Origin of the sequence: Streptomyces sp. NPDC006655 (genome assembly GCF_040703965.1) — a bacterium.
Classification (GTDB): domain Bacteria; phylum Actinomycetota; class Actinomycetes; order Streptomycetales; family Streptomycetaceae; genus Streptomyces.
This window is the reverse complement of the sequence record NZ_JBEYJU010000009.1, coordinates 42650-61994: the sequence shown is the minus strand read 5'-3', so window position 1 is coordinate 61994 and position 19345 is coordinate 42650. Positions and strand designations below refer to the sequence as shown.

21 protein-coding genes are annotated in these 19345 nt (G+C 72.3%); 17 read left to right on the top strand and 4 right to left on the bottom strand.

Annotation, left to right across the window (positions count from 1 at the left end):
* Position 1: 1 nt before the first annotated feature.
* Positions 2–1210, bottom strand: a complete 1209-nt coding sequence (xseA, locus tag AB0958_RS07645) for an exodeoxyribonuclease VII large subunit (RefSeq protein WP_366889412.1) — start codon at positions 1208–1210, stop codon at positions 2–4.
* A 120-nt stretch (positions 1211–1330) separates the two neighbouring features.
* On the opposite strand from xseA, the gene AB0958_RS07640 reads away from it, so the two are divergent.
* A complete protein-coding gene (locus AB0958_RS07640) occupies positions 1331–2344 on the top strand; it encodes a 4-hydroxy-3-methylbut-2-enyl diphosphate reductase (protein WP_366889411.1) in 1014 nt (337 codons plus the stop codon).
* 75 nt (positions 2345–2419) lie between these two features.
* Positions 2420–3169 carry a polyphosphate--glucose phosphotransferase gene (gene ppgK / locus AB0958_RS07635; RefSeq protein WP_366889409.1) on the top strand — a complete coding sequence of 250 codons (750 nt, stop codon included), beginning with the start codon at positions 2420–2422 and terminating at the stop codon, positions 3167–3169.
* An 81-nt stretch (positions 3170–3250) separates the two neighbouring features.
* Here the strand turns inward: ppgK and AB0958_RS07630 are convergent, their stop codons facing one another.
* Complete coding sequence (locus AB0958_RS07630) at positions 3251–3781, bottom strand: DUF6542 domain-containing protein (RefSeq protein WP_366889408.1); 531 nt, start codon at positions 3779–3781, stop codon at positions 3251–3253.
* Between the two features lie 197 nt (positions 3782–3978).
* Here AB0958_RS07630 and ychF point away from each other — a divergent pair, with 197 nt between their 5' ends.
* Positions 3979–5067 (top strand): redox-regulated ATPase YchF, encoded by a 1089-nt coding sequence (ychF, locus tag AB0958_RS07625; RefSeq protein ID WP_358978455.1) that lies wholly within the window; start codon positions 3979–3981, stop codon positions 5065–5067.
* Positions 5068–5348: 281 nt separating this feature from the next.
* Here ychF and AB0958_RS07620 read toward each other — a convergent pair whose 3' ends face one another.
* On the bottom strand, positions 5349–5882 hold the full coding sequence (locus AB0958_RS07620) for a GNAT family N-acetyltransferase (protein ID WP_366889407.1): 534 nt from the start codon (positions 5880–5882) through the stop codon (positions 5349–5351).
* A gap of 186 nt (positions 5883–6068) precedes the next feature.
* Here AB0958_RS07620 and AB0958_RS07615 point away from each other — a divergent pair, with 186 nt between their 5' ends.
* The 13 genes from AB0958_RS07615 (at position 6069) to AB0958_RS07555 (ending at position 17377) form a co-directional block, all read left to right on the top strand.
* Entirely contained in the window at positions 6069–6260 is a 192-nt protein-coding gene (locus tag AB0958_RS07615) for a hypothetical protein (protein ID WP_366889406.1), read from the top strand.
* A 338-nt stretch (positions 6261–6598) separates the two neighbouring features.
* On the top strand, positions 6599–7498 hold the full coding sequence (locus tag AB0958_RS07610) for an ACP S-malonyltransferase (protein WP_366889405.1): 900 nt from the start codon (positions 6599–6601) through the stop codon (positions 7496–7498).
* Positions 7495–8817: an acyltransferase domain-containing protein gene (locus AB0958_RS07605; protein WP_366889404.1), complete on the top strand. Its 1323-nt coding sequence runs from the start codon at positions 7495–7497 to the stop codon at positions 8815–8817. Before AB0958_RS07610 ends, AB0958_RS07605 begins: the two co-directional genes overlap by 4 nt.
* A gap of 182 nt (positions 8818–8999) precedes the next feature.
* Entirely contained in the window at positions 9000–9374 is a 375-nt protein-coding gene (locus AB0958_RS07600) for a TcmI family type II polyketide cyclase (RefSeq protein ID WP_132888619.1), read from the top strand.
* Positions 9371–10126: an SDR family oxidoreductase gene (locus AB0958_RS07595; RefSeq protein ID WP_366889403.1), complete on the top strand. Its 756-nt coding sequence runs from the start codon at positions 9371–9373 to the stop codon at positions 10124–10126. The genes AB0958_RS07600 and AB0958_RS07595 overlap by 4 nt, the downstream gene beginning before the upstream one ends.
* 6 nt (positions 10127–10132) lie before the next feature.
* Positions 10133–11065 (top strand): amidohydrolase family protein, encoded by a 933-nt coding sequence (locus AB0958_RS07590; RefSeq protein WP_366889402.1) that lies wholly within the window; start codon positions 10133–10135, stop codon positions 11063–11065.
* Between the two features lie 21 nt (positions 11066–11086).
* Positions 11087–11824: an SDR family NAD(P)-dependent oxidoreductase gene (locus AB0958_RS07585; protein WP_366889401.1), complete on the top strand. Its 738-nt coding sequence runs from the start codon at positions 11087–11089 to the stop codon at positions 11822–11824.
* Positions 11824–12141, top strand: coding sequence for an antibiotic biosynthesis monooxygenase family protein (locus AB0958_RS07580; protein WP_366889400.1), 318 nt, complete (start codon positions 11824–11826; stop codon positions 12139–12141). The genes AB0958_RS07585 and AB0958_RS07580 overlap by 1 nt, the downstream gene beginning before the upstream one ends.
* The gene (locus AB0958_RS07575) at positions 12138–12455 is read left to right on the top strand and encodes an antibiotic biosynthesis monooxygenase (protein ID WP_366889399.1); all 318 of its coding nucleotides are present in this window, start codon (positions 12138–12140) and stop codon (positions 12453–12455) included. The genes AB0958_RS07580 and AB0958_RS07575 overlap by 4 nt, the downstream gene beginning before the upstream one ends.
* A complete protein-coding gene (locus AB0958_RS07570) occupies positions 12452–13468 on the top strand; it encodes an NAD-dependent epimerase/dehydratase family protein (RefSeq protein ID WP_366889398.1) in 1017 nt (338 codons plus the stop codon). Before AB0958_RS07575 ends, AB0958_RS07570 begins: the two co-directional genes overlap by 4 nt.
* A 6-nt stretch (positions 13469–13474) precedes the next feature.
* Positions 13475–14722, top strand: a complete 1248-nt coding sequence (locus AB0958_RS07565; RefSeq protein WP_366889397.1) for an MFS transporter — start codon at positions 13475–13477, stop codon at positions 14720–14722.
* Complete coding sequence (locus AB0958_RS07560; protein WP_366889395.1) at positions 14719–15969, top strand: FAD-dependent oxidoreductase; 1251 nt, start codon at positions 14719–14721, stop codon at positions 15967–15969. The genes AB0958_RS07565 and AB0958_RS07560 overlap by 4 nt, the downstream gene beginning before the upstream one ends.
* Positions 15962–17377: a cation:proton antiporter gene (locus AB0958_RS07555; protein ID WP_366889393.1), complete on the top strand. Its 1416-nt coding sequence runs from the start codon at positions 15962–15964 to the stop codon at positions 17375–17377. The genes AB0958_RS07560 and AB0958_RS07555 overlap by 8 nt, the downstream gene beginning before the upstream one ends.
* A 34-nt stretch (positions 17378–17411) precedes the next feature.
* Here AB0958_RS07555 and AB0958_RS07550 read toward each other — a convergent pair whose 3' ends face one another.
* Positions 17412–17912: a flavin reductase family protein gene (locus AB0958_RS07550; protein ID WP_366889392.1), complete on the bottom strand. Its 501-nt coding sequence runs from the start codon at positions 17910–17912 to the stop codon at positions 17412–17414.
* A 204-nt stretch (positions 17913–18116) separates the two neighbouring features.
* On the opposite strand from AB0958_RS07550, the gene AB0958_RS07545 reads away from it, so the two are divergent.
* Positions 18117–19298, top strand: coding sequence for a glycosyltransferase (locus AB0958_RS07545; protein ID WP_366889391.1), 1182 nt, complete (start codon positions 18117–18119; stop codon positions 19296–19298).
* The last annotated feature ends 47 nt before the right edge of the window (positions 19299–19345 follow it).

Here is a 19345-nt window from a genome sequence, read left to right as displayed (position 1 = left end):
ACTAGCCCTCGACCCGCACCGTGAAGTCGCCCTCCGCGACCCGCGCCCGCAGCACCTCACCCGGCTCGACCTCGCCGCTGTCGCGCACCACGTGCCCGTCGCCTTTCTGCAGCACGGCGTAACCGCGCTTCAGGGTGGCGGCGGGGGAGAGGGCCACCACGCGCGCGTGCGTGTGCGTCAGCTCCGAGTCGGCGCGCTCCAGCAGGTGCCGCAGGGTGCGCCGCGAGCGATCGACCAGCCCGGCCACGTGATCGGCCCGCTCGTCGAGCATCCGGTGCGGATCCTCCATGGCAGGCCGCGCCAGCGCCTGGGCCAGCCCCCGCTCCTCCCGCGCCACCACCCCGTCGACGCACCGCCGGGCCCGGTCCCGCAGCATCCGCACCCGCTCCAGCTCCTCACCCACGTCCGGTACGACCTTCTTGGCCGCGTCGGTGGGCGTCGAGGCGCGCAGGTCGGCGACGTAGTCGAGCAGCGGGGTGTCGGGCTCGTGGCCGATGGCGGACACCACGGGCGTACGGCACTCGGCCACCGCCCGCACCACCTGCTCGTCGGAGAACGGCAGCAGATCCTCCACGCTGCCGCCCCCGCGCGCGACGATGATCACATCCACCGCCTCGATCGCGTCCAGCTCCTTCACGGCCTGCACGACCTGCGGCACGGCGTGCACGCCCTGCACCGGCACGTTGCGCACCTCGAACCGCACCGCCGGCCACCGGTGCCGGGCGTTCTCCAGCACGTCCCGCTCGGCGGCCGAGGCCCGCCCGCACACCAGCCCGATCAACTGCGGCAGGAACGGCAGCGGCTTCTTCCGCTCGGCGGCGAACAGCCCCTCCGCGGCCAGCGCCTTCTTGAGCATCTCGAGCCGCGCCAGCAACTCCCCGACGCCGACCGGCCTTATCTCGGCCGCACGCAGCGACAGCTGCCCACGCGGCGCGTACCACTCCGGCTTCGCGTGCACGACGACCCGGGCGCCCTCCCCGACGACATCGGCGACGGCGTCGAACACCTGCCGGAAACAGGTGACGCCGATCGAGATGTCGTACGACGGATCGCGCAGCGTCAGGAACACCACCCCGGCACCGGGCCGCCGCGACAGCTGGGTGATCTGCCCCTCGACCCACACCGCCCCCAGCCGGTCGATCCACCCGCCGATGAGCCGGGAGATCTCACCGACGGGCACGGGGGTCTCGGCGGACGTGTTCAGAGCCATGCGGCGAGCGTAACGGCGCCCACCGACAGGACCGCCCCGCCGCCGTGCCGCGAACCGGTCCGCTCTCTCCTCAGGACCGTCACCCGGACCCGATCAACACCCCCCGGACGCGGCCTTACGATGGGTGCCATGACTGCTTCGTCTGGCCGCCGTGTCCTGCTCGCCGCCCCCCGTGGCTACTGCGCGGGTGTGGACCGCGCCGTGATCGCCGTCGAGAGGGCCCTGGAGCAGTACGGGGCCCCGGTCTACGTCCGGCACGAGATCGTCCACAACAAGTACGTCGTGCAGACCCTGGAGAAGAAGGGCGCGATCTTCGTCGAGCGGACCGAGGAGGTCCCGCCGGGCAACATCGTGATGTTCTCCGCGCACGGCGTCGCGCCCGTCGTCCACGAGGAGGCCGAGCGCGGCCGGCTCGCCACCATCGACGCCACCTGCCCGCTGGTCACCAAGGTCCACAAGGAAGCCGTCCGGTTCGCGAACGAGGACTACGACATCCTCCTGATCGGCCACGAGGGCCACGAGGAGGTCATCGGTACCTCCGGCGAGGCCCCCGACCACATCCAGCTGGTCGACGGCCCCGACGACGTCGCCAAGGTCGAGGTCCGCGACGAGTCCAAGGTCGTCTGGCTCTCCCAGACCACGCTGAGCGTGGACGAGACGATGGAGACCGTCGACGCCCTGAAGGAGAAGTTCCCGCAGCTCATCTCGCCGCCCAGCGACGACATCTGCTACGCCACGCAGAACCGCCAGCTCGCCGTGAAGCAGATGGGCGCCGAGGCCGAACTCGTCATCGTGGTCGGTTCCCGCAACTCCTCCAACTCCAAGCGGCTGGTCGAGGTCGCCAAGCTGGCCGGCTCGCGCGACGCGTACCTGGTCGACTTCGCCGACGAGATCGACGAGGCGTGGCTGGAGGGCGTCACCACGGTCGGCGTCACCTCCGGCGCCTCCGTCCCCGAGGTCCTGGTCGAGCAGGTCCTGGAGTGGCTCGCCGAGCGCGGCTACGGCGACGTCGAGATCGTCAAGGCGGCCGAGGAGTCCATCACCTTCTCGCTGCCCAAGGAACTCCGCCGTGACCTGCGTGAAGAGGCGGCCGCCCTGGTCGCCGAGCGCGGCGGCGCCGGCACCGGGGCCTGAGAGCAGACCGTACGACGGTGTGACCGCGGGCCGTCCGGCGTCGTGACTGTCCGTCGTACCACGTAACGTGGAGCCATGCAGATCTTCGGCGTGGACATCGGTGGTTCAGGGATCAAGGGCGCTCCCGTGGACCTGGCAAAGGGCGACCTGGCGCAGGAACGCTGCAAGGTGCTCACCCCGCATCCGGCGACGCCCGACGGCGTCGCCGACGGGGTCCGGCAGGTCGTCGACCACTTCGGGTGGACCGGCCCGGTCGGGCTCACCTTCCCGGGCGTGATCACGGACGGCACCCACATCCGTACGGCGGCCAACGTCGACAAGAGCTGGATCGACACCGACGCGCGCACGTTGTTCAGCGAGCGGCTCGGCGGCCTCCCGGTGACCGTGGTCAACGACGCGGACGCGGCGGGCGTGGCCGAGATGGAGTTCGGTGCCGGCCGCGGCCGCAAGGGTGTCGTACTCCTGCTGACCTTCGGCACCGGCATCGGCAGCGCTCTGTTCGTCGACGGCGAGCTGGTCCCCAACACGGAGCTCGGCCATCTGGAGCTGGACGGGCACGACGCCGAGAAGAAGGCCTCCAGCAAGGCCAAGGAGGACCACGACCTCAGCTGGGAGCAGTGGGGGCACCGGGTCACCAAGTACCTCACGCACGTCGAGATGCTGTTCTCGCCGGAGCTGTTCATCATCGGCGGCGGGGTCAGCCGCAAGTCCGACAAGTTCCTGCCCTTCATCGAGGGCGTCAAGGCCGAGATCGTGCCGGCGCAGCTCCAGAACAACGCGGGGATCGTGGGCGCGGCGATGCGCGCGGCGAAACACGCGAAGTAGCCCCCGGCCGACCGCCTCGCCCCGGGGCCGTCCTGCTCCCGGCTGTCCTGCTCCCGTCCCGGCCTTCCTCCAAGGCTCGCCTCAGGGCCTGCGTCGGCGGCGGAGCAGCCGGGCCCGGCGGACGAGGACGATCAGCCCGGTGACCAGGGTGCCGCCGTAGAGCCAGCCGGCCTGCGTGGACAGGGCCGTCACCAGGCCCATCACACTGTCGAGGAACCCGCTGCCGTCGGCGACGGTCAGCAGGCCGACGGCGAACGCGATCGGGGCGACGACGGGAGCGGTCAGCAGATCGCTCGGGCGCACCCACAGCGCGGTCAGCGCGGAGACCGGCAGGAACAGCACGCCGTACACGGTCAGGGACGGACCGAGGAGCAGGTCGTCCAGGAAGCCGAGCAGGACCATCGCCGCCCCGCAGAACAGGGCACAGCCGAGGCTCGTGAGCCGTGGACCCGATCCCGGCCCGGACGCCGCGACGGGCGCCGTACGGGACCGTCCCGTCCCCGGGCGGCGCTCGGCCGTCCCCGGTCGCCGTCTCGCCTGCGGCGGCAGGGGTGCGCGGGGGGCGCCACGGCGTGGGCCTTGCTGTCGGGGTCGGGTCCTGTGATGCTCCACCGGACCAACTTAGGTCGGTTAATGTGCCCATTCGCCGACCAGACACGCCGAAACCAAGCCGAAGAGCAGACCGTGGCCACGTGTTCGACGCGGCCGCGGGCGAGGGGCCCCGAACCCCGTAAACTGGTGGATCGGCCGGCCCGCCGGCACCGGCAGCCCCCCGGCTCACTCACCCACTCACTACGGGAAGTCGCAACGTGTCGCTCACGATCGGAATCGTCGGCCTGCCGAATGTCGGCAAGTCGACCCTGTTCAACGCCCTGACCAAGAACGACGTGCTGGCGGCCAACTACCCGTTCGCCACGATCGAACCCAACGTGGGTGTGGTCGGCGTCCCCGACGCCCGGCTGGCCAAGCTGGCGGAGATCTTCGCCTCGCAGCGGATCCTCCCCGCCACGGTCGACTTCGTCGACATCGCGGGCATCGTGCGGGGCGCCTCCGAGGGTGAGGGCCTGGGCAACAAGTTCCTCGCGAACATCCGTGAGTCCGACGCGATCTGCCAGGTCATCCGTGCCTTCAAGGACGAGAACGTCGTGCACGTCGACGGCAAGGTCTCGCCGAAGGACGACATCGAGACGATCAACACCGAGCTGATCCTCGCCGACCTCCAGACGATCGAGAAGGTCCTGCCGCGCCTCCAGAAGGAGTCGCGCATCAAGAAGGACGTGGCCCCCAAGGTCAAGGCCGTCGAGGAGGCCAAGGAGATCCTGGAGAAGGGCGACACGCTCTTCGGCCACGGCATCGTGCAGGGCTCGGAGCGCGCCGAGCTCCTCCACGACCTGCACCTGCTCACCACCAAGCCGTTCCTCTACGTCTTCAACGTCGACGAGGACGAACTGCTCGACGAGGACTTCAAGACCGAGCAGCGAGCCCTGGTCGCCCCCGCGGAGGCGATCTTCCTCAACGCCAAGCTGGAGGCGGACCTCGCGGAGCTCGACGAGGAGGACGCCCTGGAGCTGCTGGAGTCGGTGGGCGCCGAGGAACCCGGCCTCGCCACCCTCGCCCGCGTCGGCTTCACCACCCTCGGCCTGCAGACCTACCTCACGGCCGGCCCCAAGGAGTCCCGCGCCTGGACCATCAAGAAGGGCGCGACGGCCCCCGAGGCGGCCGGTGTCATCCACACCGACTTCCAGAAGGGCTTCATCAAGGCCGAGGTCATCTCCTTCGAGGACCTGGTCGAAACCGGCTCGGTCGCCGAGGCCCGCGCCAAGGGCAAGGCCCGCATGGAGGGCAAGGACTACGTGATGCAGGACGGCGACGTGGTGGAGTTCCGCTTCAACGTCTGATACGTCCGGCGCAAGGCCGTCCGACCTGTGACGGAGCGGGTCGGGCGGCCTTTGCGGTCCGCGCACAGTCCGCGGCGCGCTGGACGCGGCCGGCACGCGGGACAGCGGCGGCGCCGCTTCGGCGGCCTGCGGCTGAGCATCGGCGGGCCGGGCCGCGTACGCCGTGCCGACCGCGACCCGGGTCCGCTCCGGTCGGCCAAGGCGGTGGCCCAGCAGGCAACGCGCTCAGGAGCGCAGGGCCCGTGGTCGGCCGCTCTGTGATGTTCGACGGCTCGGCCGGTTCACGCCTGGAACTCGGTGAGATCGATGGCGTGAACGCGCAGCGGGTAGCCGTACACCGGGTGTGTCGTCTCCCGCTCGGGCACCATGCCGAGCTTGCGGATGACGTTCTCGGAGGCGTGGTCCCCCACCCGGTTGATGCTGATGACGCGGTCCAGGCCGCGGTCCTGGACCGCGAACTCCAGCGTGGCGTGTGCGGCTTCGGAGGCGTATCCCTGGCCCCAGAACTGGGGGCCGAGCCGCCAGCTGATCGCCACGGCGGGCATCACCTCCGGCAGGAACTCGGGCACGGACAGTCCTGTGAAGCCGATGAGTTCGCCCGAGGCCAGCAGTTCGACGGCGAAGAGCCCGAAGGCCTCGTCGTCCCACTCCTCCTCCCACCGCTCGATGTCCTCGGCCGTTTGCTCCAGGTCGCGCACCGAGCCGTCGTCGATCCAGCGCATGACCCGTGGGTCCGCGTTGATGTCCGCCATCGGCGCGAGGTCGTCGTCGTGCCAGCTGCGCAGGAGGAGGCGAGGTGTGCGGATCTCGGTCATGCGCCCATCCTGCCGAAGGCAGGCGCCGCACCGGTAATCCGGCGCTCGCCCCTGTCCACGACGTAGAGAGACGCCAAGAGCTTGCCGCGTCGCCGGCCTCGGTCGACGTCTGATCGCCGCGCTGTCGAACGCCGGCAGGAGGACGAGGGCCGGTACGACCGCCGCCGGGGACGGGACTCGTTCCCTATGCACCGGAGTCCCGGCGGCTCGCACGGGAAGATCACGGGCAAATCGCTTTGCAAGGCCGAGGGTTCGGGGGCGGAGCGACGCGCACGGCAGGGAGCCGCCCTGGCCGCGCTCGCCCTGGCGGCGGTGGGCACCCAGACGTATGACGTCGCCCCGGACGACCTGCCGGCGCTGCTGGCGACGGCTGGATGAACGGCACCGTGGCCGTCACGTCACCTTCGGGGCCGACGGGCAGGTGCACCGCGTCGGTCCCGGGTTCACCGCGCACCGTCGCCGTACCTGCCCGAACCTGCGGTGCGAGGGCCGCGGCCCGGAGTACGCCGGTGCCCGCGGTCCGGCCGACTGCCCGCCACGACGAGGGAGCCGTACGGTCCCGGCTGGACCCGTGGTGGTCCCGCCTGCTGCGCCGGGGCGGGTGAGTCCACGAGACGGGGAGGGCCCACGGGACCGGTTCTTCCGTCGGCAGGCGGAAGCGCACATCGGTCCGGCGGCAGGACGACCGGGAAAGCCGCGCCGCCTACGGTTCAGGCGTGAGCCAACACGGAGCGGAAGTGGCCGGAGTCGCCTTTCCCGGCCAGGCGATCGACCGGCGAGCGGTCGATGCGATCCTCGACGCCCACGGGGAAACGGCGCTGGTGCAGCGGCTGTTCGGCAGGCTGGGGGTCACCCGGGCCGCGGAGATCGACTTCGCGGACACCCGGGCCGGACAGCCGTGCACCTATGCCGCGGGCCTGCTCTCGGCGTGGCGGCGGTTCGGCGAGCACGCCGACCACCCGGTGACGCTGGGCCACAGCCTCGGCGAGATGACCGCGCTGGCCTACGCCGGCGCCATCGACCCCCTCGACGGCCTCGACCTGATGTTCGAGCTGGGGCTGGTCGGGCATGAGCAGGACCGCGAACGTCCCAGCAGACTCGTCGTCCTCATGGGGCTTGACCCCAGTGAGGTGGACTGGGTGTGCCGGCTCGCGATCGCCGACACCCGCGGCGTGCTCGAACCGTCCGGGTTCAACGGACCCGCCCAGACGATCCTGTGCGGTGACGCCAAGGCCGCGCAACTGGCGGGCGACCTGGCCAGGAACCGTGGCGCGGTGGTCCGGCTGCTGCCGATCCGCGGCGCCTACCACTGCTCGCTCATGGCGGAGGTGCTGCCCCGCTGGCGCTCGGCGGTGGAGCGGGTGCGGTACCGGGACCCCCGTGTCCCCGTGGTCTCCAGTGTGGACGCCCGCCGCCGGGTCACCGCGGACGGACTGGCGGATCTGCTGACCCGGTGGCTGCTGCTGCCGGTGCGGTGGAGCGACGCCGTCGCCGCGGCCGGCGAGGCCGGTGCCCGTGCGCTCTGGGACGCGGGACCCGGGGACATCCTGCGCGACGTGGCCCGCCGGGGCTCCGCCGTTCCCTTCGTACGCCTCGACCCGCTGGAGGTGCCATGAGCGGCCCCATGCTGCTCGCCTGGTCGGCCCGGGACGAACGGGCCGAACCGCTGCTCAGACGGAAGATACTCGGCGAACTCACCCGGCACCCGGGGCATGTCGAGCGGCTGGACCGGCTGCTGGCGGACCACCGGGATCCCGACCTCCCCGTGCGCGGGGCGGCGGTCGTCACCGGCACGCAACCCGCGGACGACGCCCCGGCGGCGGTCCGCGACGCGACCGTGCGGACGACGGCCCGGCACGGGCCGCCTCGGCCGGTCGCCCTGATGCTGGACGGCCACGGCGCCCAGCACACCCGCATGGGTGCCCAACTGTATTGCCAGGAACCGGAGTTCACCCGCCGGATGGACCAGGTGTTCGCCGCCTTCGGTGCGCACGGCGACATGCTGCGGGCCGACTGGCTGGCGGAGGACCCCGTCGTCCCCGTCGACGCCGCCGAACGCGGTCAACCCCTGCTGTTCGCCCTGGGGCACGCGCTCGCCCGTACCGTCGAGAGCTGGGGCGTACGGCCGGCCGCGCTGGTCGGGCACAGCGTGGGCGAGCTGGCCGCGGCGGCGGTCGCCGGGGTCATCGACCCGGTGGACGCGGCGGCACTGCTGGCGGCCCGCTCCGACGCCTACCGCGAGGCGGTACCGGGCGGGCTGCTGGCCGTGGCGGCTCCCGTCGAACGGCTGACGGAGTTCCTCGACGGCGACGTGAGCGTGGGTGTCGTCAACGGGCCGCACCAGACCATGCTCGCCGGCACCGAGGAGGGACTGGCCGGCGTGGCGTCACGGCTGAAGGCGGCCGGGTACACCGCCATCCGGGCGCGGATCCCGTTGCCGTTCCACTCCCGGCTGCTCGCGCCGCTCGCCGCGACGTCCGAGGCGGCGCTGGCGAGGACCGTGCTCCAGCCGCCCGGGACCGACGTCTACTCCACGATCACCGCGCGCCGGCTGCGACCGGAAGAGGCCACCGACCCCGCCTTCTGGGCGGCGCAGGTGTGCCGCCCCGTCCTCTTCGGGCCCGCGCTCGACGCGCTCCTGAGCGAGCGGGACGTCCTGCTGATCGAGGCGGGCCCGGGGCGCATGCTGACGAACCTGGCGCGGCGTCACCCCGCGGTCGTGGCGGGCCGCAGCGCCGTCGTCGCCATGCTGCCGCAGCGCCGGGGCGGCCCCGGCGCGGACCGGCGTGCGCTGCTGGGCGCGGCGGCGGCCTGCTGGCTGGAGGGGTATCCCCTCGACTGGCGTGCGGTGTCCGTTCGAGGGGACGTCTCCCACTCCGGTAGGAGGCCGGGACCCGTCCCGCCGACGGGCGACAGCCGGGACGCGCCCGCCTAGTGTTCTTCGTGTTCCGCAGTGCACGTGCCGGGTCAACTCCCTTACTTTCCAGTGCACTTGGGGTCCGGGATCCCGGCGACTCGCCGCACCCCGCTTCCGCACCACCCGTCTCGTCACCACCCGTCTCGTCACCACCCGTCTCGTCACCACCCGTCTCGTCACCACTCGTCTCAGGAGGAGACATGCAGCGCTATGCCGTCACGTTCCGGGTTCGTCCCGGTACGGAGGAGGACGTCGCCAACCTGCTGGCCAGTTACGACCCGCCGAACCCGGAGATCGACGCCGAGACCCGGCTGCTGAGCACCTCGGTGTTCATGAAGGACCAGCAGATCGTGCGGATGATCGAGTTCGAGGGTGACTTCCGCAAGGTGATGGCCCACCTCTCGCAGGACCCCAGCATCCAGTACGTGGAACAGGAGCTGGACAAGTACCTGGTCGAGGAGGACCGGCGGGACATGTCCAACCCGCAGGGCGCCAAGGAGTTCTTCGCCCGCGCCATGATGCGCACGGTCACCACCCGGGTCCCCGAGGGCTACGGCGCGGTGAAGCCGGCATGAGCGACGCACGCGTGTTCCTGGTCACCGGCCCCACCGGCGACATGGGCGAGGCGGTGACGGCGCGGCTGGCCGCCTCCGGTCACCGGCTGATGCTGGCCGCCCGCAACGAGGCCCGTCTGAAGGAGATAGCCGAGTCCGTCGACGCCGGCGACCGGATCGCCACCGTCGTGGCCGACACGACGGAGCCGCTGCGGGCCCGGCAGGCCGTCTCCGAGACGATCGACCGGTTCGGCCGCGTCGACGGACTGATCCACCTGGTCGGCGGGTTCCACATCGGCCCCGTCATGCTCACCGACCTCGACACCTACCAGCGCATGTACCGGGCCAACGTGCTGTCCGCGGTGGCGGCCACGCAGGCGGTGCTGCCCCAGCTGGAGGGGGGCGGCCACCTGATCTTCCTCAGCTCGGTGCTCGCGAGCGAGCCGTTCCCCGGGTTCGGCGCGTACGCCGCCGGCAAGGCCGCGCTCCAGGCCTGGGTGAAGTCCCTGTCCCACGAGGTCAAGGGCCGGGGCGTGCACGCGCACACGGTCGTGATGACGATGGCCGACACCGAGCGGGCGCGCGCACAGCGGCCGCACATGAACTTCGAGCAGGCGACCAAGCCGTCCGCCGTCGCCGACGTCATCGACTTCCTGGTCGGACCGGGCGCCGACGGCATGTACGGCGCGACGGTGCCGGTGCTCGGCAAGCTGGAGTTCACCACCACCCTGATGTCGGCCCCGCCCGGGGCGCCGCGGCTCGACCGGCTGTGAGCGCCGATGTTCATCGACATCCACGGCCATCTCAGCCCGCCCGGTGAGAAGGGCGGCGGCCCGCCGTCCCTGCGTGACCCGGAGGCCGTCATCGCCCGCAAACGGGCGCTGGGCATCGAACTCACCGTGATCGGCAGCCCGGTGGGGGCGGGCGTGATGCTGCCCCTGCCGGACGTCGACAACTACCGGCAGACCGCGGACCAGGTACGGGCCCACAACGAACTCATGGCCGAACTGGTCGACCGGTATCCGCAGTCCCTGCGTACCTACGCCTACCTGGACCCGACCGGCGACGAGCGCATGCTGTCCCAGGCGCAGGAGCTGATCGCGGACTGGCGGTTCGTGGGCTTCGTCGTCAACTCCAGTGTCAACGACGAATATCTCAGCTCACCGCGCGCCGAGCAGTTCTTCGCGATGGCGGGCGAACTGGCCGTGCCCGTGCTGCTGCACCCGCCGGCCCGGCCCGTGGGCGCCGCCAGCCTCGGCGACTTCGGCATGGTGGAACACGTCGGGCGGTTCAACGACGTCACCGCCGGACTGGCCGCCCTGCTGCGCGCCGGCGTGCCGCAGAAGTACCCCGGCCTGGTGCTGGTGGCGGCCGCGGGCGGCGGCGCCGTCGCCCAGCTCGCCGAGAAACTCGACCTCGCCGCCGTACCGCGGGGCGGCGGCGAACCCGAGTTCCTCCCCAGCGAGGGACTGCGCCGCGTCCACGTGGACACCTCCTGCCCCAGCCCGCACAACCTCGCGGCCAACCTGGCGGTGCTCGGCCCGGACCGGGTCCTGTTCGGTACCGACGCACCGCCCCTGATGGAGGCGCTCGAACCCACGCTGCGCCTGGTGACCGAGGCCGGTCTGGCCGCCGCCGACCTGGAGCGCGTCGCGCACCGCAACGCCCTTGAGCTGTACGGCCTGCAGTCCTCGCCCACGCCGGTTTCCTGACCGGAGAACAGGAGTCGCGGAATGGACAGTGATCTGAAAGGAAAACGCGTGCTCGTCACGGGCGGCACGCGCGGCATAGGCCGCTCCATCGTGCTGGCCTTCGCCGCACGGGGCGCCACCGTGCACACCTGCGGCCGCAGCGATGGCGAGGCGGCCGCCGCCCTGCGCACCGACCTCGGGCAGTACGGCGGCGACCATGTCGTGCACGCCGCCGACGTGGCCGACCCCGCCCAGTGCCGCTCGCTCGTCACGGCCGCCACCGAGGCGCTCGGCGGTCTCGACGTCCTCGTCAACAACGCGGGCGTCGTCAGCCACCGCACCCTCGACGAACTCGACGGGGACGAGTGGAGCCGCGTCCTCGACACCAACCTGCGCGGCACCTTCGAGGTGACCAGGGCGGCGCTGCCCACGATGGGGGAGGGCGGTTCCGTCATCAACATCGCCTCCGCCGTCGCCATGATCGGCATGGTCGCGCGCACCCACTACACCGCGTCCAAGGCGGCGATCTACGGCTTCACCCGCTCCCTGTGCAAGGAGGCCGGACCGCGCGGCATCCGGGCCAACGTGGTGGCCCCGGGGATCATCGAGACCGACCAGGCGGCGGGGCTGACCGGAGAGGTGCGCAAGCGGTACGAGGCGCTGGCCGCCCTGGGCCGGCTGGGCACCCCGGAGGACGTCGCCGACGTGGTGGTGTTCCTCGCCGGGGAAGGCGCCCGGTTCGTCTCCGGCCAGACGATCGTCGTCGACGGAGGCATCTGATGGGCGACGCGCGTACGGTGCGCGCGGTGCTGACGATGACGGTGTCGCCGCAGGCCGCCGAAGCCTTCGAGCGGGAGTGGGCGGCCGTGGCCGCCTGGATCCAGCACCAGGACGGCTGCCTGCGCCAGACGCTGTGCCGTCGGCCGGGTCCCGAGGAGATCACCTATGTGATCACCTCCGACTGGTCCGACCGCGCCACCTACCACCGTTTCGAGACCAGCGAACGACAGGACAGCGCGACCGCGGGACTGCGCGCCATGCGCACCACGGTGCGCATGGACGTCCTCGACATCGTCGAACACAAGGAGGCCTCATGAGCGTCTACGTCATGGTGTCGGCGCGTATCAAGCCCGGTACGTCCAAGGAGTTCGAGCAGGCCTTCGAGGAGGTGCGCGCCAAGGTCGGCGGCACCCCCGGCCACCTCGGCGAGCAGCTGCTGCGGCACAGCGAGGACCCCGAGCGCTACACCCTGCTCGGGCACTGGGAGAGCACCGAGAAGTTCCTCGCCTGGGAGGACGCGCCGATCCACCGGGAGAACACCGTCCCGCTGCGCCCGTTCTGGGCGGGTCCCGTCGAGCGCGTGATCCACGAGATCGCCGTCGACCGCGCCGGTACCGGGGCCAGGCCGTGACATCCGCCGACAGCGGTACGACGACGGCCCCCGCCGGGCGCAGGGCCGTCGTCACCGGCGCCGCCGGGTTCATCGGCTCCCACCTGTGCGAGGCGCTGCTGGCGGCCGGCTGGCTGGTGACCGGTGTCGACCACCTGCGCGGCCACCCGGCCGAGGTGACCGCCCGCAACCTGCGCGCCCTGCGCCCCGACCCGCGGTTCGTGCTGGTCCGCGCCGATCTGGCCACCGCCGAGCTGGAGCCCCTGCTGTACGGCGCGGACACGGTGTTCCACCTGGCCGCACGGCCCGGGGTGCGGGCCTCGTGGGGCGAGGAGTTCGCCGAGTACGCCGACAGCAACGTGCTGGGCACCCACCGCCTGCTCGACGCGGCGGGTCGCGCGGGTGTCCGGCGCGCGGTGGTCTCGTCGTCCTCCAGCGTCTACGGCGGCGCGGAGGACGGCGCGACGGCCGAGTCGAGGCTGCCGGCCCCGCTGTCGCCGTACGGCGCGACCAAGCTGATGACCGAACAGCTCGCCCTGGCCCACGCCCGCCGGCCGGGCGCGGTCACCAGCATGGTGGCCCTGCGCTACTTCACGGTGTACGGGCCCAGGCAGCGCGCGGACATGGCCATCACCCGGATGATCGAGTCCGCGTTCACGGGCCGGCCGTTCACCGTGTACGGGGACGGGCTGCAACGCCGCGACTTCACCTTCGTGTCCGACGCGGTGCGGGCGAACCTGCTGGCCGCCGACGCGGACGCGCGGGCCGTCGCCGTCAACGCCGGCAGCGGCGAGCCCGTCACCGTGCTGGAGCTCATCCGGCTGGTCGGCGAGGTGGTGGGCCGGCCCGTGGTGTACGAGCACGGGCCGGCCGCCGACGGAGACGCGCGCAGCACCCATGCCGACCTGACCGCCGCGGCGGAGCTGCTCGCCTACGGGCCCACCGTCGACCTGCGCACCGGGCTGCGGCGCCAGGCCGAGTGGATGCGCTCGGCCGCCGCCGGGCCGCGCGCGCTCCAGCCGGTCGGCGGGTGACGCCCTATGCTGCCCGCGCTGCGCAACCGCAACTACCGCATGTGGCTCATCGGGCTGTCCGTCGCGAACATCGGTACCTGGATGCAGCGGACGGCCCAGGACTGGCTGGTCCTCGAACTCACCGGCAAGTCCGGGACCGCTCTGGGCACGGTCACCGGCCTGCAGTTCCTGCCCATCCTGCTGGTGGGGCCGGTGGGCGGCATGCTCGCCGACCGGTTCCCCCGGCGCCGCCTGCTGCTGTGGACGCAGCTGGTGGCGGGGGTGTGCGGGGTCGCGCTGGCCGCACTGGTCCTCGGCGGGGCGGTGCGCACCTGGCACGTCTACCTGATCGCCCTGCTCCTGGGGCTCGTCAACGCGGTGTTCCAACCCACCGTGCAGGCCTTCGTGCTGGAGCTGGTGACCCGCGAGGAGGTGCCCAGCGTGGTCGGCCTGTCCGGCGGCTCCTTCCATGCCGCCAGGCTGGTCGGCCCCGGGCTGGCCGGCGCCCTGATCGCCGCCACGGGGACCGGGCCGGTGTTCCTGATCGCCGCCGCCACGGTGCTCTCGCCCGTCACCGCGCTGCTGCGGATGGACCCGGCCGGACTCCACGAGGTCCCGGCCGAACGGGGCGGGCTGTCGATGATCGTCGACGGGCTGCGCTACGCGGCGCGCGATCCGGGGATCCGGCTGGTCCTGGGCGTCACCGCGTTCGTCGGGACCCTGTCGGCGAACACCCAGATCACCAACGCCCTCATGGCGACCAAGGAGTTCGGCCGCGGGGCCCGGGAGTACGGCCTGCTGGGCTCGGTGGTCGCCGTCGGCTCGCTGGCCGGAGCGGCGCTGGCGGCGCGCCGCAAGGCGGTGCCGCTGCGGTTCGTCGCGGCCAGCGCGCCCGCGTTCGCCGCGGCGAACCTGGTGTCCGGTCTCATGCCGGGCTACGCGTGGTTCGCCGTGGCGCTGGTACCGGTGGGCGTCGCGCAGCTGACCTTCATCACCGCCGCCAACTCCAGCCTGCAACTGCGGTCGGCCCCGGAGATGCGCGGGCGCGTCATGGCGCTGTTCATGATGCTCACCATGGGCACCACCACCATCGGCGCCCCCCTGGTCGGCTGGCTCGCGCAGGCGTGGGGGGCGCGCGCCGCGCTCGTCGGCATCAACCTCGCCGCCCTGCTCGGCGCGGCCCTCGTACTCCTGCTGCACAGGCCCGCGTTGCGGTCCCCCGGGGCCGAGGAACACAAGGACGGACACAGGGAGGTCGAGGTGGGGACGACATGAACCCCGGGAAGGCGGAAGAGACGGGATGTGTGATCGCCGGGGGCGGACCGGCCGGGGCCGTGCTCGGCTGGCTGCTGGCCCGGGCCGGCGTCGAGGTGGTCGTACTGGAGAAGTACGCCGACTTCCGGCGCGACTTCCGCGGCGACACCGTGCACGCGTCGACCCTCCAGATCATGGACGACCTGGGCGTGGGCGCCGAGTTCCTGGCCATCCCGCACCAGCGCGAGTCGTCGGTGCTGGCGGTGACCGACGACGGCGAGATGCCCCTCGCCGACTTCTCCGACCTGCGCATCAAGTACCCCTTCATCGCCTACATGCCCCAGTGGGACCTCCTCGACTTCGTCACCTCGCAGGCCCGCCGGTACCCCTGGTTCCGCATCGAGATGAACGCGCGGGCGACCGGCCTGATCGAAGCGGACGGCCGGATCGCCGGGGTGCGCTACGAGCAGGACGGCACGGAACGCGAGCTGCGCGCCCCGCTGACGGTGGCCGCCGACGGGCGGCGCTCCGTGCTGCGCGCGGACGCGGGCCTGCCGGTACGGGAGTTCGGGACGCCGATGGATCTGCTGTGGTTCCGGCTGACCAGGAAGGACACCGATCCCGCCCGCACCTTCGCACGGCTGAGCCGGGGCAGCATGGTGGCGATGATCCACCGCGGTGACTACTGGCAGGCCGCCTACGTCATTCCCAAGGGGACCGCGGACGCCTGGTCCGACGCCGCCGGCCTCGACCAGTTCCGCCGGCGGATCGAGACGCTGATCCCGTGGCTCGGCGGCCGTACCGCGGAGATCACCTCCTGGGACGACGTGCACGAGCTGGACGTACGGCTGGACCGGGCGGAGCGGTGGTACCGCGACGGGTTCCTCGCCATCGGGGACGCGGCGCACGCGATGTCCGTGGTCGGTGGTGTCGGCATCAACCTCGCCGTCCAGGACGCGGTCGCCGCGGCGCGCATCCTGGCCCCGGCCCTGATCACCGGCCGGGTCGACGAGCGCCTGCTCGCGCGCGTGCAGAAGCGCCGGTCGCTGCCGACCGCGCTGACCCAGCGGTTGCAGCGGACCATCCAGGACCGCTTCGTGACGCCGCTGCTGGAGGGCCGGACCGAGGGCCGGCCGCCGGCCCTGCTGCGCACGCTGTTCCGGCTCGGTCCGCTGCAACGCGCCAAGGCCCGGATCGTCGCGGTCGGGTTCCGTCCGGAGCGGGCGACCGGCCTTCCCCAGGTGAAGGAGGTGCCCGACGGTGGCTGACACCCGGGCCGTCGCACGGCCCCCGCGCTCCGCCCGCCTCGGCCGCATCGCCCTGCGCCAAGGGGCGCTGGTGCTCCTGCCGGTGGCGGGGGCCCTGCTGTTGCTGCTGCACGCCCGGTCCGTGGGGGCGGGCGGCGGCGCCGCGCAGCCGACCGCCGCGAGCGGACCCGATCCGATCCCCAAGCTGCTCATGGTCCTGCCGGTGATCCTGCTGGCGTGCCGGGCGTGCGCGGCGCTGTTCGCCCGGATCGGGCAGCCCCAGGTGGTCGGCGAGATCTTCGCCGGCGTCCTGCTGGGCCCCTCGCTGCTGGGGCTCGTCTGGCCCGCCGGGTACGCGTGGCTGTTCCCGCCGTACCTGGCACCGGCGCTGAACGTCCTGGCCCAGGTGGGGCTGGTGCTGTTCATGTTCCTCGTCGGGTACGAACTGGACGTCGGGCTGCTGCGCGGCCGCGGTGAGGCCCTGATGACGGTCAGTCAGGCGAGCATGGCGATCCCCTTCGCCGGCGGTGTCCTGCTCGCCACCGCGATGTACGGGGCGCTGGCGCCGCCCGGCGTGTCCCTGCTGACGTTCGCCCTCTTCATCGCCGTCTCCATGAGCGTGACCGCGTTCCCGGTGCTGGCCGGTCTGCTGGTCGAACGGGGCCTGGACCGGACCCTGCTCGGGGCGATGGCGCTGGCGTGCGCGGCCCTGAACGACGTCGCGGCCTGGTGCCTGCTGGCCGTGGTCGTGGCCCTGGCGACCAGCGCCTCGCTCGGCGGTGTGGCCGTCACCCTCGCGCTGCTGGTGGCCTACGTCCTGGTGATGTTCCTGTGCGTCCGGCCGCTGCTGGCCCGCCTGGTCCGCTCCGGCCTGCCGCAGGGGGTGCTCTTGCCGGTCGTCCTGTCGGCGGTGCTGCTCTCGGCCCTGGCCACGGAGGAGATCGGCGTGCATCCGATCTTCGGCGCGTTCCTCCTCGGCGTGGTGACACCGCGCGGGGAGCGGAACGTGCACCGGGCGATGGCACCCGTGCGGACGTTCACCACGACGCTGCTGCTGCCGCTGTTCTTCGTCTCCACCGGGTTGCGCACCAGGTTCGGGCTGCTCGGTTCGGACCCGCGGCTGTGGGGCTGGTGCCTGCTGGCCCTCGGCGTGGCGGTGCTCGGGAAGGGGGTGGGCAGCACCGTCGCGGCACGCGCGGCCGGTGTCGACCGGCGGCACGCGCTGTCCCTCGGCGCGCTGCTGAACTGCCGCGGACTGACCGAACTCGTGGTGCTCAGCGTCGGGTTGGACCTGGGCGTGATCGACTCGACGGTGTTCGCGATGCTCGTGATGATGACGCTGGTGTCGACCGTGATGACAGCACCCGCGCTCAGCCTGATCGAACGGACGGTGCGAGCTCCTGACGGATCCGCACACGTCGCGGCCTGACCGGCCGGGGGCCTTCGGGCCCCCGGCCGGCGGCTCAGGCGAGCTCGCGGTAGCCACCCGCGTGGAACAGCAGCGGCCGGCCGGAGCCCAGGGGATGGGCGGCGACGACCCTCCCGAGCACGATGTCGTGGTCCCCGGTCGGCAGCACCCGGTGCGTCAGGCACTCCAGCACCGCGTGCGCTCCGCCCAGCACCGGCGAGCGGGTCACGCCCGGACGCCAGCGCACCGCGCCGAACCGGTCGTACCCCGGCCGGGCGAACTGCCGGGACAGCTCTTCCTGGCCCTCCGCCAGCACGTTCACCGCGAACGCGGTGGCGGCCGAGAAGGGTTCGTGCAGTTGCGACCGGTGCCGGACGCAGAACAGCACGACCGGCGGGGTGAGGGAGACCGAGCAGAACGAGTTGACCGTCATGCCGACCGGTCCCCGACCGGTCGGCACGGTGATCACCGCGACACCCGTGGCGAACTGCCCGAGGACGGCACGGAGATGGTCGCCGTCCACTTCGGAATCGAGCGCGAACACATCTGTAGTCATGTCGCGAGACTAGCCGGTGAATTCCGGCGGAGCCTCATCCGTACAGAGCTGAAGAATTCTCCTCCGTACGGGGGAGGCGTTCCTGCCGCAGTGCCGTGGTGGACGGATGCGGCCGGGGGAAGTGGCCTCGGAAACGGCTCCCTAGAATCACCGGTGAATCCGAAGGGAAACCCGGAAGGAAAACCGGAAGGAAAAGGGGGCCGAATGCGAATCCTCTTCACGTGCGTACCGGGAACCGCGCATTTCCACGCGATGCTGCCGCTGGTCCGCGCGGCGCGCGCGGCAGGACACACGGTCGCCGCGGCGACCGCCGAGACGTTCGGGGCGGCCTTCACCCGCGAGGGCGTCGAGCTGCTGCCGTCAGGGGTGGACTGGTCCCAGTCCGACCCCACGTCCCTGCCGCAGTTCCACCAGAGCTCCGGGCCTCCGATCAGGGCGTTCGCCGAGGTCGCCGGCATGGGCATGGTCGACGACCTGGTGGCCCACGCCCGCCACTTCGAGCCCGACCTGATCGTGTGGGACGCCATGGAGTTCGGCGGCTGGGTCGCGGCCGAACTGCTCGGCCTGCCGCAGGCCGCCGCCGCCTCCGCGATGGGCACCCCGCGCCCGGTCATGCAGGCCATGGCCGGGGAGGCGATCGCGGCCCTGGCCGCCAAGTACCGGCTCCCCGAGGACCCGCAGCTGCACCGCATGTTCAGCCACCTCTACCTGCACCGCAAGCCGCGCACCCTGGACCTGCCCTACGGGGAGCGGCTCGCCCACGAGTTCCGCTACCGGCCCGACATGTTCGACGAACCGGCGCCCCCCGCTCCCGGCTGGCTCACCGCCGCCGAGGGGGCCCCGCTCGTCCACCTGTCCCTGGGCACGACCTTCGTCGGCACCCCGGCCGCCCGCGCCGTGCACCGGACCGTACTGGAGGCGCTGGCCGACGAGCCGGTGCGGCTCGTCGTCTCCACGGGCCGGGGCACCGACCCGGCCGAGTACGGCACCGTGCCCTCCAACACCCGGCTGGTCCCCTACGTCGACCACCGCGCCCTGCTGCCGCACTGCGCCGCGTTCCTCAGCCACGGCAGCTTCAGCTCCATCCTCGTCGCCCTCGCCTCCGGCGTGCCGCTGTGCTTCCTGCCGATGGGCGCCGACCAGCCGGTGGTCAGCATGCACCTGGCCAATCTGGGGCTCGGCGTGAACCTCGCCAACGTGTACACCCCGCCGGCGCCGTCGCTGGACCCCGCCGCCCTGACCCCGGACGCGGTGCGCAAGGCCGTACGCACCGTGATCGACGACTCCGGCTACGCCGAGGCGGCCTCCCTGGTGCGCGACGACTTCCGCCGGCTCCCTCCCGTCTCCGCGGTGGTCGAGCGCCTCGAAGCACTCGCCGGGGGATGAGGAGGAATTCCCGCTCTGCTGCGCACGGTCGTCCTTTCTCCACCGGA

Coding starts and splice junctions, on each gene's coding strand:
- xseA (WP_366889412.1), bottom strand. CDS start 1,210: ATGGCTCTGAACACGTCCGCCGAGACCCCCGTGCCCGTCGGTGAGATC.
- AB0958_RS07640 (WP_366889411.1), top strand. CDS start 1,331: ATGGGTGCCATGACTGCTTCGTCTGGCCGCCGTGTCCTGCTCGCCGCC.
- ppgK (WP_366889409.1), top strand. CDS start 2,420: ATGCAGATCTTCGGCGTGGACATCGGTGGTTCAGGGATCAAGGGCGCT.
- AB0958_RS07620 (WP_366889407.1), bottom strand. CDS start 5,882: ATGACCGAGATCCGCACACCTCGCCTCCTCCTGCGCAGCTGGCACGAC.
- AB0958_RS07615 (WP_366889406.1), top strand. CDS start 6,069: ATGCACCGGAGTCCCGGCGGCTCGCACGGGAAGATCACGGGCAAATCG.
- AB0958_RS07605 (WP_366889404.1), top strand. CDS start 7,495: ATGAGCGGCCCCATGCTGCTCGCCTGGTCGGCCCGGGACGAACGGGCC.
- AB0958_RS07600 (WP_132888619.1), top strand. CDS start 9,000: ATGCAGCGCTATGCCGTCACGTTCCGGGTTCGTCCCGGTACGGAGGAG.
- AB0958_RS07595 (WP_366889403.1), top strand. CDS start 9,371: ATGAGCGACGCACGCGTGTTCCTGGTCACCGGCCCCACCGGCGACATG.
- AB0958_RS07590 (WP_366889402.1), top strand. CDS start 10,133: ATGTTCATCGACATCCACGGCCATCTCAGCCCGCCCGGTGAGAAGGGC.
- AB0958_RS07585 (WP_366889401.1), top strand. CDS start 11,087: ATGGACAGTGATCTGAAAGGAAAACGCGTGCTCGTCACGGGCGGCACG.
- AB0958_RS07580 (WP_366889400.1), top strand. CDS start 11,824: ATGGGCGACGCGCGTACGGTGCGCGCGGTGCTGACGATGACGGTGTCG.
- AB0958_RS07575 (WP_366889399.1), top strand. CDS start 12,138: ATGAGCGTCTACGTCATGGTGTCGGCGCGTATCAAGCCCGGTACGTCC.
- AB0958_RS07565 (WP_366889397.1), top strand. CDS start 13,475: ATGCTGCCCGCGCTGCGCAACCGCAACTACCGCATGTGGCTCATCGGG.
- AB0958_RS07560 (WP_366889395.1), top strand. CDS start 14,719: ATGAACCCCGGGAAGGCGGAAGAGACGGGATGTGTGATCGCCGGGGGC.
- AB0958_RS07550 (WP_366889392.1), bottom strand. CDS start 17,912: ATGACTACAGATGTGTTCGCGCTCGATTCCGAAGTGGACGGCGACCAT.
- AB0958_RS07545 (WP_366889391.1), top strand. CDS start 18,117: ATGCGAATCCTCTTCACGTGCGTACCGGGAACCGCGCATTTCCACGCG.